A 15,589-nucleotide genomic window follows, 5' to 3' on the forward strand; every position below is an offset into this window, starting at 1 on the left:
ACACCCAATTTATAATAAACCTAGTCCCATCGGGACGCTACATCGGTAGTCCCATCGGGACGGCATATTGGTCGCCCAAGGGGCGAAAAAAGGTCCATCGAATCCCGTAGGGATGGCATATTTATTATATTTAAATCATGCCAAACACCTACACACAAATCCATCTTCAATTTTTTTTTCGGTAAAATACAGACAGGGATTAATTGAAAAGGCATGGAAGGATGACTTGTATAAATACGTAACGGGCGCATTCAATCTTATGATCATAAAATGCTTGCTATTAACGGTGTGGAAGATCATATCCACATTTTGATAGGCATGAGACCTACCCAATCTCTTTCTGACCTTTTGCAAGACATAAAATCAGGCTCTTCCAAATGGATCAATGATAACAAGCTGACCAAGCGGAAATTCGCCTGGCAAGAAGGATATGGAGCCTTCTCATACAGCAAGTCCCATGTTCCTAATGTTATAAGGTATATCCATAATCAAGAAGAGCACCATCGAAAAAAGAGCTTTCTGGAAGAATATGAGGAATTTCTCAAGAAGTTCGAAGTGGATTATGACCGGCGCTACATTTTCAAAGAGCCAGAATAGCCTCTGGCAGAGAGAAGAACTATATGCCATCCCTACGGGATTCTAATTTGTCGCTGGTTTGCTCCCAATCAACCTGTATATCGTCCCGATGGAACTAGTCTGCCGAGAACCAGTCAGTCAAATCCCATCGACAATACATATTGGTAACCTAGGCTCGACACACTATCTTCGCCAATGCAAAGCACCTACGACAGCATGACCATCCAAACCTACGCCACCTACGAAGAGCTCTCCCGCAAGACAGCTGATCTGATCATTGAAAGCGTAAAAGATAAACCCAATCCACTCGTCTGCCTGGCTTCCGGACATACACCTATTGGGGTATTCAAATGCCTTGTGGAAGATGTGAAGGCTGGCAAGCTGGATGTCTCCAACTGGACTTTCGTGGGACTTGACGAATGGAACGGCATGAACGGTTCCACCAAAGGCTCTTGCCGCCAGATGATGGATGAAGACCTGTTCGAACCATTAAGCATTCCTGAAAATCAGATCGTCTTTTTTGATGGCACCCAACCCAACGTGCAGGATCAGTGCGATAAAGTGAATGAGCTGATTCACCAACACGGAGGCTTGGATGTGATGCTGGTTGGAATAGGCCTCAATGGCCACATTGGCATGAATGAGCCGGGCACGGCCTTCGACACTTTTGCCCACATTAGCCAACTGGCAGAAGAAACCATCACGGTGGGACAAAAATACTTCCCGGGAGAAACGAAACTCTCCACCGGCATCACCATGGGATTGAAGCATTTTCAGGAAGCCAGGCTGCCCATCATTATGGCCAATGGAGAAAAGAAAGCGGACATTATAGCTAAAGTAGCCGCCTCACAACCAATCGAGAGTCTGCCCGCCAGCATTGTGCATATGACTCCGCAGGCATATATAATGGTGGATAGAGCAGCTGGTAGCTTACTATAGAAAAGGAACCTAAGCTAGCTCAAACAAGTTGATTAAGCTCTTTTTTAAACCGTCTTGTTCAGTTTGATTGAGCCTCCCCAACCGTCCGATCACCAAGGCTTTATCAATCGTCGTTATCTTTCTCAACCGAACCAACGAAGCCTTCTTGAGTCCATTCTCTAAAGTTGGGGACAACTCCACGTCAAATTCTTCTTTCCATCTCAACTGAGTCGTGATAAATGACACAGTTATATCTGAATCAGATTCCAAAAGGACTAATGCTGGACGAGTCTTCGCACCCGATAAATCTGTGAAAGGAAAGGGGGATAAGAACGATATCGCCCCTGGTCACTGGTACTTTTCTTTTAAGTCATCGACTGAATAAAGCTCTTCTTCCTCCTCAAGAAACTTAAATGCTACCGAATCACTGGCTAGTTTCTGTATTCCTTCAGTGATTACCGCTTCATCAATCCTGTTTAGTAAAAATTCTGCAAAGTCCGACACCTCTCTAAGCTTCTGGTCAGGTAGCTTATTAAGATTTTCCATGGTTCTTTTTATCAATACCTCTCGTGTCATCACAACTCAATTTAAGACTAAAATACTTAAAATCTTATTTGAATCCATCTCACCCACCCAACCGCTCCATCAATTTATCTTTATAAGTCAGCCCTACCGGCAGCATCTCCTCTCCCACTTTCACCTGATTGCCTTCCAGATACTGAATCGCCTGTAGAGAAACGACGAAGGATTTATGTAGCCTGATGAATTTGCTTGGTGGCAGTCCATCTTCAATGTTTCTTAAGGTCTCATTGGTGATCAATACTTTGTCACGGGTGTATACCTTCACATAATCACCAATCGACTTAAAATAAAGAATATCTTCCAGCCCTATTTTGTGAAGCTTTTTATCAGCCTTGACTACAAAATAGTCCGCCTCCAGCTTTCTTCCTGAGGCCTGCAAATAACTCTCAACTTTGCTGACCGCCTTCAGAAAACGTTCGAAGGAGCACGGTTTCAGCAGATAATCGACAGCCTCCACCTCAAATCCCTCTACAGCAAACTCAGGATAGGCAGTGATGAACACAATGGCTGGTGGCTTTGCTAACGACTTCACCAGGCTGATGCCCGACAGCTTGGGCATGTTGATATCAAGAAAAATCAGATCAATGGGCTGACTCCTGATCATCTCAGCGGCCTCCAGCGCATTGCTGCACTTAGCCGCCAGTTCCAGCTGAGGCGCATCGTTCACATAGCCTTCAATTACCTCTTGCGACAGCGGTTCATCATCCACAATAAGGCACCTGAGTTTCATCGTAGTTCTATTGTTAGGTTTACTTTGTACTCTTCTTTCCCTTCATTCAACTCCAGCGTATAACGGTCTTCATATATCAATTTCAGCCGCTTTTTTACATTTTCCAGCCCAATGCCTCCGTATTTTCTCTGCTCCACATCGTCAATGCTACCCATATTGTTCCGACAGGTGAAATTGACAAAATCGTCCCCGACTTCCATTTTTACATCAACATAGGAATCGCCTGTCTCACCTTTTACGCCATGCTTGAAACTGTTTTCAACAAATGGAATAAACAACAATGGCGCAATTTGCAGTTCTCTTGCCTCGCCAGCTACTTCGAATGATATGCTGGCATGGTGATCGGATCGCAGCCGTTGCAGATTGATGTAATTTTCAATAAAAGCTATTTCCTTTTCAAGCGGCACCTTCTCATCTTTTGCCTCATAAATCATATATCGCAAAACCTCTGATAGTTTGAGTATAGAGGCTGGCGTTTTCTTGTCTCCCTTTAGCGACAGACCATACAGGTTATTCAGGCTGTTAAACAAAAAGTGCGGGTTCACCTGCGACTTAAGGGCTTCCAACTCAGCATTGAGCTTTTCTTGGCGGGTCTCTGCCAGTTTGGTCCTCGCCTCGGCCAGCTGAAACCATCCCTTCGAAAGCTTCAGCAAGGTGCTCGCCCCCATGTATACTGCGAAAAACTGAATGATGTCCACCAACTCGTAGTAGCTAATGAAGTAATAGCCCGGCAGAAGAAAATCAACAAGGTAATCGAAAAACCAGATATTAAGCTGGCTAAACACCAGGGTGGAAAGACCGACTAAAGCGATGTAAAAAAAGTACCTACCCTTGTCCAATAGGTTCGGGATGAGTACCAGAAGGTTGAGATAGACGGGCATGATCAGGGTAAAATGAAACAATCCGTCATAGATGTAGTCGATGTTACGAATTTCACTGTCAGTCGAAAAGATCCTCAGCAGCACATAAAAAGAAAGTACCCAAAAGGCCAGGTGCTGCACCGGCCGATTGGATAGGATTCTTTTGAGGACTGTGTTGTTTTCAGCCATAAAGTTTAACGCTTTCGTACGAAAACATCAGGTTGAACATAAGCCTGAGGGTCGCTTTGGTATTTAAGCAGAAACTTCTGAAGTTCCTGAGTGGAGGCAGTAAGCACAATCTCAGCATCACCATACAACGTCAGCTTTTCGTGAGAAATCCGAATTTGGTTGTTCTTTATGAGGTCGCTCACCCACTCACCGTTGATTTGAGACAGGAAAAGCGAGTCCCCCTTCAGGTCAATTTTGGCAAATGTGTGCACCGGCAATAAATTCGCAACCATAAACTCGTTGATCAATTTCTCGTTGTATTTCTCCCAGGGAAAAATATCTACAAAACGATGCTTGCCAAGCCTGACAAGGTGAAATTCAAATGCATACAAGCTATCTTTCTCATCTTTATAACTGGCCAGGTACATCTTGTTGCGTCTCACAGCCTCCTTTTGAGACCCGGAATCCAGGGCTTGCGACCGAACGGCACTCTCCAGGCTCCACAACCTTCCATCGTCGTCCAGCCAATCGCCTTCCAAATCGTCATCATATACCAATACTTCTTCGCTGTAGAGCGGATGCAAAGACTGAACTGAGCAGGCGGAAGCAGCTGACAAAATAATAAATGATCCAATAATCGATTTAGCTTTCATCTTCTTGTGTTTTGTGATTAATTCTTTGCACGAAGAAATAGCCCATCTATCGAACGCTCAAAAAACTTCGATGTACTCCAAAAAACTCGGGGTAAAGTGAGAAATAGTGCCGGTCTTTTCTAATTGAAAAATATGCAATGCCTTCATTTTTTCGATTGGAATTGCTCTTCGCACTATCTCCATCGATTTAAAAATAGCATTAAATTATTGATTATAAGATAATTACAATATTGGCACGCATTTTGGCTATATCAGGGCAGAACCAAACAATTACGGTCATGAAAACTTCTACATTAATTCTGAGTTTGAGCTTGCTGGTACTGGTTAGTGCTACAGAAGCTGTTTCACAACCTTCATTTGCCTTCTATTATAGCAGCTACGGTGACCAGCTAAGCTGGAATGTGCCCCAGGCAGTGATGTACAAAATAAATCGTTCTTACTACGGTTATGATGTAGTCCATGTTCGCCAGGTACCATACAGAGGTTTCATTGACTTCGAAATTATCCTTGAAAACAGAGGCACCTTCGTGTCGGTGAATATAGATCACTACGGCAGAATCCTGAACTCGGTGCAGATCGTGAACTCCCACTTTGCTCATCACATTTGTGACAGCTACTGTGGATTCCACGCCAATCACTACCAGAGGTACTACCGTCCGAGACCTGTAGTGGTGGTTAATAAGTATCACCATCACAACAATGGGCATGCCTACGGGAACAATCACCATAATAAGTACGGTCATAACAATGATCACAATTATGGTCACAACAACCATCAGAAAGGCCACCAAAATGGCAAGTATGATAACGACCATCGTGACAATAATCAGTATCGTGATAGTCAGAACGGAAAGAGCTACGACAAAGACGGGCGCCGTGACAACCACCAAAATACCGGACAGGGCAGCTCAAATGATAAGTACCGTGGGCAGGCCAGCGACAGCAGAGTGGCTAGCACCGGAAGCAAAACTGAAAGTACTGGTTACAGAAGAGGCCTTCAAACTGTGAAGCCGGCGACAACCGAAACGGCTCGCCAGCTAAGCACTAGAGGTAACTAATTGCTGAATAATTGATAGTTCGTTGTTGGAGTTTGAAAAGGAGCGGCACATGTCGCTCCTTTTTTTGTTTTGCACCAACCCGGGCAAATCATCGTTTCATATTTAGCCCTTCAATTCGATCATCTAATTGGCTAAAAAACCTATCTTTGATGCTTTTGAAAACTTGAGCGTTCTACATGGAGTATCTGGTACCAGCCTTGGGTGGTTTTTTTCTTTTTATTCATCTCTTCTTTCAATTCAAGTGGTGGATTGGTTTAAGCAAAGTCAAGACGCAGCAGAAAAAGCTCACCAAAACTGACGTGGGCGTATCCGTCATTGTTTGCGCTCACGACGAAGAAGAAAACCTCAAAGAGCTCATTCCCCTCCTTCTGGCCCAGGATCACCCTAACTTTGAAGTAATCATAGTGGATGACCGCAGCAATGATGGCACCTACGATTACTTGCTAGGTCTAAAGAACAGCACGCCAAAGCTGAAAATGGTTAGGGTAGACAGCTCGCCCAACCATGTTAACGGCAAGAAGTACGGCCTGACGCTGGGGATAAAAGCAGCGGCCAACGACATTGTGCTGCTCACCGACGCCGACTGTCGTCCTGCTTCCGACCAGTGGGTGGCAGAAATGGCTAAAGGGTTCAGCTCAGAAAAAATTCAGTTCGTGCTGGGGTATTCTCCCTACTATAATGAAAAAGGATTTCTAAATAATTTCATTCAGTGGGAAACCACTATCACGGGCATCAACTACCTCGGCTCAGCTGGTGTGGGTGGCGCTTTTATGGGCGTTGGGCGTAACCTGGCTTACCGAAAGTCGTTCTTTCTCGACAACAAAGGTTTTAATGCGCATTTGAAAGTGACCGGAGGCGACGATGATTTGTACGTAAATGCCCATGCCAATTCAAAAAACACTATTGCCATCGTGAACCCACAAGCGCTGGTTTACTCTCATCCTAAAAGGTCATTCGGCTCCTACTGGGTGCAAAAGCTAAGGCACCTTTCGGTGGGTAAAAGATATAATGCGGGCGACAAAATTAATTTAGGTCTCTGGTCGTTTTCCCAGATAGGATTTTGGGTGACTTTGCTTATTTTAGCCCTTTCAAATACCCAACCCTACTGGGCTTTGGGAGTTTTTTTGGGCAGGGAAGTATTGACCTTGGGCTTGTTAAGTTACTTCCATCGGCTAACCGGACATCGTTTTTCTTACTGGGCGCTACCAGTAATTGATTTATTTTATGGAGTATACCTGCTTCTGGTTGGTGGCAGGGCTACATTTGCTAAACGGGTTACATGGACGTAAACAAACAATTTTCTGACAAAGCATTGCGGGACTTCAAGCTGATCGACAAAGCCACTGTTGACGGAGAGGAGAATGCCTATGCAGATTTGATGCAGCTATACAAGAAGCCCGTTTATCACATGATCCTCAAAATGGTGAGGAACATTGACGATGCAGAAGACCTGACTATTGAGGCATTTGCCAAGGCGTTTCGGAATCTGCACAAATTCAAGAAAGACTACACGTTCAGCACCTGGCTGTTTCGCATAGCCACCAATAATGCGATTGACTTTATCAGGAAGAAGAAACTGGATACCTATAGCCTCAACACATCTTTCACTGACGAAAGTGGCGACTCAGTGAATATAGATGTGCAGGATGAAAACCTGAATCCGGCAGAGGAAACCATCAAAACACAGAAGATAGAGATTGTGCAGATGTTTGTGAACAAGCTGCCCGCCAAGTACCAGAAGCTGGTGCGTCTTCGCTATTTCGACGAGCTAAGCTATGAAGAAATAGCCGTGGAGCTTGATGCGCCGCTAGGCACCGTGAAAGCGCAACTACACAGGGCACGGGAGCTGATGTACGACCTGGTAAAGGAGAAAAAGGATCATATCTGAGGATAATAGTTAATTCCGCTTTGATGACCTGTCAGGGGACAGGCCATGGAAATGAATGGCCGCTTCCTCAATCCCCCTGGTCTGTCCCCTGACAGACTTAAAACAATCAAGACTTTGAATCAAGACCTTATCTTCCGTTATTTTCCCAATTTAACTGCCACGCAAAAGAAGCAGTTTAGTGCCCTTTACCCTCTTTACGAAGATTGGAACTCGAAAATCAATGTGGTTTCAAGAAAAGACATTGAGCAGCTCTACCTTCACCATGTGCTGCACTCACTGGCTATTGCCAAGCTTATCTCATTTCAACCAGGTACCAAAATCCTGGATGTTGGCACTGGTGGTGGCTTTCCTGGCATCCCCCTCGCCATTCTCTTTCCTGAGGCCGAATTCACACTTGTCGACTCGATTGGCAAAAAGATACTGGTGGTAAAAGAGGTGTGCAAAGGGGCAGGCATCCAAAACGTAACGGCTATTCATGGCAGAGCAGAAGAGCAGAAAGGCGAATGGGATTTCGTTGTAAGCCGGGCAGTTACCCGCTTAAAGCCATTTACTGATTGGGTAAAAGGGAAGATAAATAAAACACCTAAGCACAACATTCCAAACGGCATTCTTTACCTCAAAGGCGGCGACCTGGAAGAAGAACTGTCAGAAATAGATTACCCATACCACGTGCACGACCTCAACAACTTCTTTAAAGAAGAGTTTTTCGAGACAAAGAAGCTTGTGATGGTGAGTGTCTAATTCACCACAAACTCCTCCGTTTTGACAAATGGCCGACCATCTTCCGTTATTCCTTCTACCCTCACTTCAAAAGTGGAAGCCACATCCGATGTATAAAACTCCAGCTTAGCCGGAGCCCCTTCCGCTGTTTTCAGGCCACCTTTCCAGTAGAGTGTGGGGCGTATATCCGTTCTTACTTGCGACTCCTTCTTAGTGCTGTAGTCTGGTGTGTAGAATTCCCGGGCGTGATAAAAACCAGGATGTATCATTCCGAGCGACCCCTTAGGCACGAAAGACTCGTCGACTTCACTGCCATCCTTCAGGTAAACGGCAACAACTCCACCAGCACCCATTGAGCCGTACATGGTTGCTCCCGTGCCGGTCAATACGTCGACGAAATCAACCCGATCAACTGGAATGGTATTGATGAAACTTACGTCCACAATACTTCCATTCAATATATAAAGGGGGTTAATGCTCCCCGTCAGGCTTGATGCTCCTCTGATGATGAGGTCATAATTTGGGTAACTGCCCACGACTCTAACCCCTGGTGTTCGGCCAATGAAAACTTCGAAAACACTTAAAAACTGTGTGGTTCTGGTGAGAGAGTCTACATCAAGCCTTCGGGTTGGCTTCTTGTATGTCATTCCTGGCTTATTAAATCTTTCACCAGTTCTCACTCTTTCTCCTTCCACTTGCAGCTCATCCAAAATTACCACGTCTTGCTTTGCAAATGCCGCTTCAATTTCCTTCACCTTTCTGGCCTCCTCAAGGTAGGCCGCTATTGCTTTACTGCTAACCAGTTCCTCCACCGCCATTTCACCATATTTTATTTCCGGCGATTTCGTCTCATTGACAACTATTTTGGTTGCGAGGTTTACATTGCCCCCTTCAACAAAATCTTTCTTGCCGCCCTTTTTACTCATCTTCTTCTCGTTGGGCGTTTGAATAACTACTCGTGCCGTGTCGTCGATATCCAGCGCCGTGAATAGAAAATAACCGTCATCATCCGCCTCTGTTTCAGCTGACCACAAGTCACCGTCAGCTTCTGTACCAGTGATTGTCACCTTCGATTTCACCGGCTTTGAAGGAAAAAAGAAATCTGTCACTCTACCCGCAATACTGAAGCCCGGCTCCACCAGGTGATTGATGTCCGGCTTTTTGTCTTCCATAATGTCCTTCCACGTAAAGCGTCTCCATCCCTGCGTCAGCATCAAATTATCCAGTGCTGGCACCCTGTCTTTGTTGTCCTCGTCAAAATAGTAACCCGGGTTTTCGATATCGCCCTTGATGTCGGAGGTCATTAGCAGGTAGCTCACAATATCATCTGAATGAGGGTCAAATTGCACTTTCGTTTTATCCACTACCGCCACCGACAAGTGAGATGTGCTCGCTGCATCTGCTTCCGCCATCATTATGGCAAGGTCAACTTTTGACCTTTTTTTGTATGTCGCCTGAAGCCCGTCCAGCCTGGCAACCGGTCTTTTATCGGGTTGATCGATGTACACGATCCTTTCTGCCTGCGGTTGGCCCTTTTTGTCAAAAAAAGTAAACTGCGCAACACCCTCGGGCAAATTTTCCTTGGGTATCAACCCTTGCAAAGGCTGCCCATCGCTTGCTGGCAGCGTTAAAAACACCACTCCTCTTACATGGCCTACAACGGTTCCTCCGTCCGTGCTTTCACCACCGGCTGCTTCTACCTTCAGTGTTACATACTTTGGCGACACATTGGTCATCGTCATCACATAGCCTGATGGTTTCGCCGTCGGTAAAGGAACTTGCATCTTTTCCATGCCAAATTTAAACGTAGCCTTATAGCTCTCTCCTGCCACAGGCTGCATCAGGAATTTCCCCATCCCAAACCTGGTGGTTTTAATGTCAGCAATCTTCTTGCCCGTGTTATCGGATACCTCTCCTTCAATCTCCACGCCCTTACCATCGGGGCCGGTAGCTTTGAAGCCAACTGTGCTCCACAGCCCCTCCACAAGATCTCCTCCCTCAGGGAAAAACTGTAGTCTGACGAGGTCAGAATAGTTTTTCATCTCCTCACTTCTCAACTGTGCGGTCGACCCCGAGACATCAGCCTCGTCAAACGACGGCGACTGCGTATTTTCAATCCGAAGCTCCCTTTGGAAAAAGAAATCAGGGTCAAAGTTTCGCATGAAGCTGGTATAGGCCCTCAGTTGATAGGTGTCAGATACGAGGGTGTCTGGCAAGGCAATATCTCCACTGCCAGTACCTTCTTTGATAAAAATATCTCTCTTAGCCACAATGGAGCCGTCGGTGCTAACCACCTCCACGTACACCAGTTTGCTCGGGGCCGATGCCATGTGCGAAATACCATGGGTAAGGTAGGTGGCAAACCAAATGGTATCCCCAGCCGAATAGTAAGGCTTGTCGTGATGGACATACACTTTTTCTGGCGTGTAGTACGCCAGGTAAGCCTCCAGTTTCTCTATTAGGTCACTAACAGAAGCTGGTGGGGTTAAAAAAGAAAACAATACGCAAATACATAGAACGAGAAGGGGTTTAGCTTTCAGTTTAAACATGCGGTTGAAGTATAATTTGGTTTCGATTAATTATTAGCGTAAAAGTTAGCCTAAAAATACTTGTGATAATAACATAAATTTCATTTTTATGGAACTAACTGCCCTAACACAACTAACTTATTAGTCAAAAATTGTGGATAACTGTTTGTGGAATTTTTCTACTTTCACCGTCGTTGTTCTCATTGACTTTCCCGAAGCTTTATGTACCTCATATTTGACACCGAAACCACCGGTTTACCCCAAAACTATAATGCTCCGTTAACGGATTTCGACAACTGGCCCAGGGTGGTGCAAATTGCCTGGCAACTGCACGATGCCTCCGGAAAGCTGGTTTCAAACAACAACCTGATTGTGAAGCCAGAAGGGTTCGAAATTCCCTTCAATGCTGAGAAAATACATGGCATTTCTACTAAAAGAGCACTGGAAGAAGGCCTCCCTTTGGAAGATGTTCTTCAGCAGTTCAACGAAGACCTGGCCAGGTGCGAAGTAGTAGTAGGCCACAATATTGAGTTCGATATCAATATCATGGGCTGTGAGTATCTCCGCAAAGAGATCGAAAGCCCACTGACATCGCTCAAGAGCATCGATACTAAGAATGAGTCTACCGAATACTGTGCCATCCCTGGCGGAAGGGGCGGCAAGTTCAAATGGCCCACGCTCACTGAGTTGCACAAAAAACTTTTCGGCGTTGGATTCGATGAGGCGCACGATGCTGCCTACGACGTGGCAGCCACCACCAAATGTTTCTTCGGACTGATCACAGAAAAGGTGATCAAGCCCCTTGATGGCGCTGACCCTGCCTCTATTGTTTATGAAGAACCCAAGCTGGAAGCAGCGAATTTTGCGCTAAAGGAAGACAAGGGAGAGACACCCGGAAAAGCTGTTGCAGTTGACATCAAAGGGCCCTTCTGTCACCTTCATGTGCACTCACAGTTTTCTATTCTGCCTGCTACCGCCGATATCAAAAAGCTGGTGAGCAAAGCCAAAGAATATGACATGCCTGCAGTGGCCCTCACCGACCTTGGCAACATGTTTGGCGCCTTTAAGTTTGTAAGAGAAGCCCATGCACAGGGAATCAAACCCATTGTTGGGTGTGAGTTTTATGTCTCTGAAGACCGCAAAACCAGAAAGTTCACCAAAGACAATCCCGATAGGATGACCCAGCAGGTGTTGCTGGCCAAAAACAAAAATGGCTATCACAATCTGATCAAGCTTTCGTCATTGGGTTACATGGAAGGACTTTATGGGCTTTATCCCCGAATCGACAAAGAGCTGATCAAGCAATACAGCAAGAACGTGATTGCACTGAGTGGCAACCTCAGCAGTGAGATTCCCAACACCATCCTGAACCAGGGCGAGAGCCAGGGCGAAGAACTTTTTAAGTGGTGGGTAGAGGTTTTTGGCGACGACTTTTATGTGGAACTCATCCGCCATGGCCTGCCTGAAGAAAACCACGTGAATGATGTGCTTCTGGGGCTGGCAGCAAAATACAACACCAAGGTAATTGCGGCTAACGACGTCTTCTACACCGAAAAAGCTGACGCCGATGCCCATGATATCCTGCTGTGCGTAAAAGACGGCCAGGTTCAGTCAACGCCCAAGGGAGCTGGCAGAGGCAATCGGTTTGGTTTTCCTAACGACCAGTTCTATTTCAAGTCCGAAGAGGAAATGAAAAAGCTGTTCGCCGATGTGCCGGAAGCCATCGAAAACATCGGCGGGTTACTGGAAAAAATTGAGAGCTACAAACTGGACAGAAATGTGCTCCTCCCCGCCTTCCCCATTCCTGAAGGCTTTGAAACAGAAGACGACTACCTGCGGCACCTTACCATGGAAGGTGCAAAAAAGCGCTACAACGAAATCACTCCTGAAATCCAGGAAAGGCTGGACTTCGAACTGGAAACGATCAAAAAAACGGGCTACCCTGGCTACTTCCTCATCGTGCAGGATTTCACCTCTGAAGCCCGTAAGATGGGTGTTTCGGTTGGCCCTGGGCGTGGATCGGCAGCGGGTTCGGCAGTAGCCTACTGCATCGGCATTACCAACGTAGATCCTATCAAGTACGATCTGCTGTTTGAGAGATTCCTGAATCCGGACAGGGTATCACTCCCCGATATTGATATTGACTTTGACGATGAAGGCCGGGGCAAAATCATCGAATGGGTAGTGAACAAATACGGCAAAAACCAGGTGGCGCAAATCATTACTTACGGCACCATGGCCGCCAAGTCGTCGATCAGAGACAGCGCCAGGGTGATGGAGCTGCCGCTGTCCGATGCCGATATTCTCGCCAAGCTGGTGCCTGAAAGGCCGGGAACGTCGCTTACTCAAGCATTCAGGGAAGTGCCTGAGCTCATGGCCTTTAAAAATGGCAAAGACCTGAAGGCCCAGGTGCTGCAAAAAGCGGCTGTTATCGAAGGGACAGTGCGGAACACTGGTATCCATGCCTGCGGCATCATCATCACGCCCGACGACCTCACCAACCACGTGCCGGTGTCCACCGCTAAAGATTCTGACCTGCTGGTGACCCAGTTCGACAACAGCGTGGTGGAAAGTGCGGGCATGCTGAAAATGGACTTTTTGGGCCTGAAAACCCTCAGCATTATCAAAACGGCCATCGAGAATATTCGGCTACGACATGGTATAACTATCGACCCCGACGAAATTCCGCTGGATGATGCCAAGACATTCGAGTTGTATCAAAAAGGCCAAACTAATGGTACTTTTCAGTTTGAATCGCCAGGCATGCAGAAGCACCTGCGCAACCTGAAGCCCGACCGGCTCGAGGACCTTATTGCCATGAACGCCCTGTACCGTCCGGGGCCGCTCGAATACATCCCCAACTTTATTGCCCGAAAGCTGGGCAAAGAAGTGATTGCCTATGACCTCCCTGAAATGGAGGACAACCTGAAGGAAACCTACGGCATCACCGTTTACCAGGAACAGGTGATGCTCCTGTCGCAGAAGTTGGCTGGCTTCACCAAAGGCGAGGCCGACGTGCTGCGAAAGGCCATGGGTAAGAAGCAGCGGGAAGTGCTGGACAAAATGAAAGGCAAGTTTGTGGAAGGCGCCACCAAAAAAGGGCATCCTAAAGACAAGCTCGACAAAATCTGGAAAGACTGGGAAGCTTTTGCCCAATATGCCTTCAACAAATCACACTCTACCTGCTACTCAGTGGTGGCCTATCACACGGCCTACCTGAAGGCGAATTACCCGGCAGAGTATATGTCGGCGGTGCTCACTCACAACCAGAGCAGCATCGAAAAGGTTTCGTTCTTCATGGAAGAGTGCCGCAACCTGGGGCTTCCTGTGTTGGGCCCTCACGTGAATGAATCGAGGGTGAACTTTGCGGTTAACAAAAAGGGGGAAATTCGCTTCGGTCTCGGTGCCATTAAAGGGGCTGGGGAGGCCGCAGTTCAGTCTATCATAGAAGAAAGGGAGAAAAACGGCCCCTTCCAGGACATCTGGGACTTCGGTGTGCGGGTGGTGAAAAACGGCTTTAACAAGAAAACCTTTGAATGCCTGGCCATGTCGGGAGCCTTTGACTGTTTTGAAGAATATCACCGCCGGCAGTACCTCGAAGCGGCAGACGGCGAGTCGACACTGGTCGAGCTCATTACCAAGTATTCGCAGCGACTTCAGCAGGAGGCAGCCAGCGATCAGGTGTCACTTTTCGGCGGTTCCGGACAAGTAGAGGTGCCAAAACCACGAATACCCGATATCGAACCCTTTGGCGACATCAGGAAGCTGAACATAGAAAAAGAAGTGGTGGGACTATATATATCGGGGCACCCGCTCGATCAGTTCAGCTTTGAAATGAAACACTTCTGCAACACCACGTTAACTGACCTCAAGAATGACGAGAGTCTCGCCAACGGTGGTATTATCAGACTTGGCGGCATTGTAAGTGGTATTAACCATCGCACAACCAAAAAAGGCAATCCATTCGGTGTTCTGACCTTGGAAGACTATTCCGACTCCTACGAGTTCTTCATGTTTTCTGACACCTATGTCAAGTTCAAGCAGTTCTACATGGTGGGCTGGTACCTGTTTATTGAGGGTTTTATGCAACCATCCAAATTTCGAGTAGGGGAACTTGAGTTTAAAATCAGCGAAATTCAGTTACTGAATGACATCAGAGACAAAATGGCTAAGGGACTTATCCTGAAGCTGGATGTTAATAACCTCACCGAGCAGATGATTGACGAACTGCACCAAATGGCAATAGATCATGCCGGTTCCTGTCCGCTCAAGGTGGTGGTGCAAGACCCCTCGGAAAACATTTCGCTGGAACTATTCTCCCGAAAGCTGCAAGTAGAGCCCAAAGGCGAGTTGATCAAACAGCTGGACGCCGTTGGTGATCTCGATTATGAGGTGATGACTTGAGAAATTGCTGATTTGAAGATTTTAGATTGCTGGTGCACTCAATCGGCAACCCACAATCTCAAACCCTCGCTTTGTCCGCAAGCATACATATTGAGATTTTTTGAAGGGGATGTAGAACTTATTGATCTATATTTGTGTAAGGTATTCAGCAATTACAAAAATTATACATACAATGGGTAAAGCAATAGAAGTAACTGACGCTAATTTCGAGGAGATCATTAGCTCAGACAAACCCGTTCTGGTTGACTTTTGGGCAGAATGGTGTGGGCCTTGTAAAATGATTGGGCCAATAGTTGAGGAGCTGGCTGGTGATTTTGAAGGCAAAGCCGTTATCGCCAAAATGGACGTGGACATGAATCCACAGGTACCCGCTAAGTTTGGCATCCGCAGCATCCCCACCCTTTTGGTTTTCAAAAATGGCCAGGTGGTTGACAAGCAAATTGGTGCAGTTCCAAAATCAGTATTGAACCAGAAAATTCAAGCTCAGCTAGCTTAATTAGCTAC

At 46.5% G+C, this 15,589-nt stretch carries 14 protein-coding genes; 8 read left to right on the forward strand and 6 right to left on the reverse strand.

Annotated elements, in window-relative coordinates; genetic code table 11:
* The first annotated feature begins 270 nt into the window (after nucleotides 1–270).
* Nucleotides 271–597, forward strand: coding sequence for a transposase (locus AAC052_RS25330; RefSeq protein ID WP_339815991.1), 327 nt, complete (start codon nucleotides 271–273; stop codon nucleotides 595–597).
* Nucleotides 598–771: 174 nt separating this feature from the next.
* A complete protein-coding gene (locus AAC052_RS25335; RefSeq protein ID WP_339815992.1) occupies nucleotides 772–1,515 on the forward strand; it encodes a glucosamine-6-phosphate deaminase in 744 nt (247 codons plus the stop codon).
* A gap of 9 nt (nucleotides 1,516–1,524) precedes the next feature.
* Here AAC052_RS25335 and AAC052_RS25340 read toward each other — a convergent pair whose 3' ends face one another.
* From AAC052_RS25340 to AAC052_RS25360, 5 genes are all read right to left on the reverse strand, one after another.
* Nucleotides 1,525–1,740: a type II toxin-antitoxin system PemK/MazF family toxin gene (locus AAC052_RS25340; protein ID WP_317487077.1), complete on the reverse strand. Its 216-nt coding sequence runs from the start codon at nucleotides 1,738–1,740 to the stop codon at nucleotides 1,525–1,527.
* A 102-nt stretch (nucleotides 1,741–1,842) separates the two neighbouring features.
* Complete coding sequence (locus tag AAC052_RS25345; protein WP_317487078.1) at nucleotides 1,843–2,070, reverse strand: hypothetical protein; 228 nt, start codon at nucleotides 2,068–2,070, stop codon at nucleotides 1,843–1,845.
* Between the two features lie 49 nt (nucleotides 2,071–2,119).
* Nucleotides 2,120–2,806, reverse strand: a complete 687-nt coding sequence (locus AAC052_RS25350) for a LytTR family DNA-binding domain-containing protein (RefSeq protein ID WP_317487079.1) — start codon at nucleotides 2,804–2,806, stop codon at nucleotides 2,120–2,122.
* The gene (locus AAC052_RS25355) at nucleotides 2,803–3,855 is read right to left on the reverse strand and encodes a histidine kinase (RefSeq protein ID WP_317487080.1); all 1,053 of its coding nucleotides are present in this window, start codon (nucleotides 3,853–3,855) and stop codon (nucleotides 2,803–2,805) included. The genes AAC052_RS25350 and AAC052_RS25355 overlap by 4 nt, the downstream gene beginning before the upstream one ends.
* A 5-nt stretch (nucleotides 3,856–3,860) precedes the next feature.
* Nucleotides 3,861–4,487 (reverse strand): hypothetical protein, encoded by a 627-nt coding sequence (locus AAC052_RS25360; protein ID WP_339815993.1) that lies wholly within the window; start codon nucleotides 4,485–4,487, stop codon nucleotides 3,861–3,863.
* Nucleotides 4,488–4,765: 278 nt separating this feature from the next.
* On the opposite strand from AAC052_RS25360, the gene AAC052_RS25365 reads away from it, so the two are divergent.
* The 4 genes from AAC052_RS25365 (at nucleotide 4,766) to rsmG (ending at nucleotide 8,174) form a co-directional block, all read left to right on the forward strand.
* On the forward strand, nucleotides 4,766–5,545 hold the full coding sequence (locus AAC052_RS25365) for a hypothetical protein (RefSeq protein ID WP_339815994.1): 780 nt from the start codon (nucleotides 4,766–4,768) through the stop codon (nucleotides 5,543–5,545).
* A 176-nt stretch (nucleotides 5,546–5,721) separates the two neighbouring features.
* Complete coding sequence (locus AAC052_RS25370) at nucleotides 5,722–6,834, forward strand: glycosyltransferase (protein WP_339815995.1); 1,113 nt, start codon at nucleotides 5,722–5,724, stop codon at nucleotides 6,832–6,834.
* Nucleotides 6,825–7,433, forward strand: a complete 609-nt coding sequence (locus tag AAC052_RS25375; RefSeq protein ID WP_317487084.1) for a sigma-70 family RNA polymerase sigma factor — start codon at nucleotides 6,825–6,827, stop codon at nucleotides 7,431–7,433. Before AAC052_RS25370 ends, AAC052_RS25375 begins: the two co-directional genes overlap by 10 nt.
* A gap of 114 nt (nucleotides 7,434–7,547) precedes the next feature.
* The gene (rsmG, locus tag AAC052_RS25380; protein WP_339815996.1) at nucleotides 7,548–8,174 is read left to right on the forward strand and encodes a 16S rRNA (guanine(527)-N(7))-methyltransferase RsmG; all 627 of its coding nucleotides are present in this window, start codon (nucleotides 7,548–7,550) and stop codon (nucleotides 8,172–8,174) included.
* Here rsmG and AAC052_RS25385 read toward each other — a convergent pair.
* Entirely contained in the window at nucleotides 8,171–10,702 is a 2,532-nt protein-coding gene (locus AAC052_RS25385; protein ID WP_339815997.1) for a TonB-dependent receptor plug domain-containing protein, read from the reverse strand. The genes rsmG and AAC052_RS25385 overlap by 4 nt on opposite strands.
* 201 nt (nucleotides 10,703–10,903) lie before the next feature.
* On the opposite strand from AAC052_RS25385, the gene dnaE reads away from it, so the two are divergent.
* Nucleotides 10,904–15,085: a DNA polymerase III subunit alpha gene (gene dnaE / locus AAC052_RS25390; RefSeq protein ID WP_339815998.1), complete on the forward strand. Its 4,182-nt coding sequence runs from the start codon at nucleotides 10,904–10,906 to the stop codon at nucleotides 15,083–15,085.
* Between the two features lie 172 nt (nucleotides 15,086–15,257).
* Nucleotides 15,258–15,581: a thioredoxin gene (gene trxA, locus AAC052_RS25395; protein WP_151997507.1), complete on the forward strand. Its 324-nt coding sequence runs from the start codon at nucleotides 15,258–15,260 to the stop codon at nucleotides 15,579–15,581.
* Nucleotides 15,582–15,589 lie beyond the last annotated feature (8 nt).

This window comes from uncultured Imperialibacter sp. (genome assembly GCF_963974565.1).
In the GTDB taxonomy this organism is placed as follows: domain Bacteria; phylum Bacteroidota; class Bacteroidia; order Cytophagales; family Cyclobacteriaceae; genus Imperialibacter; species Imperialibacter roseus.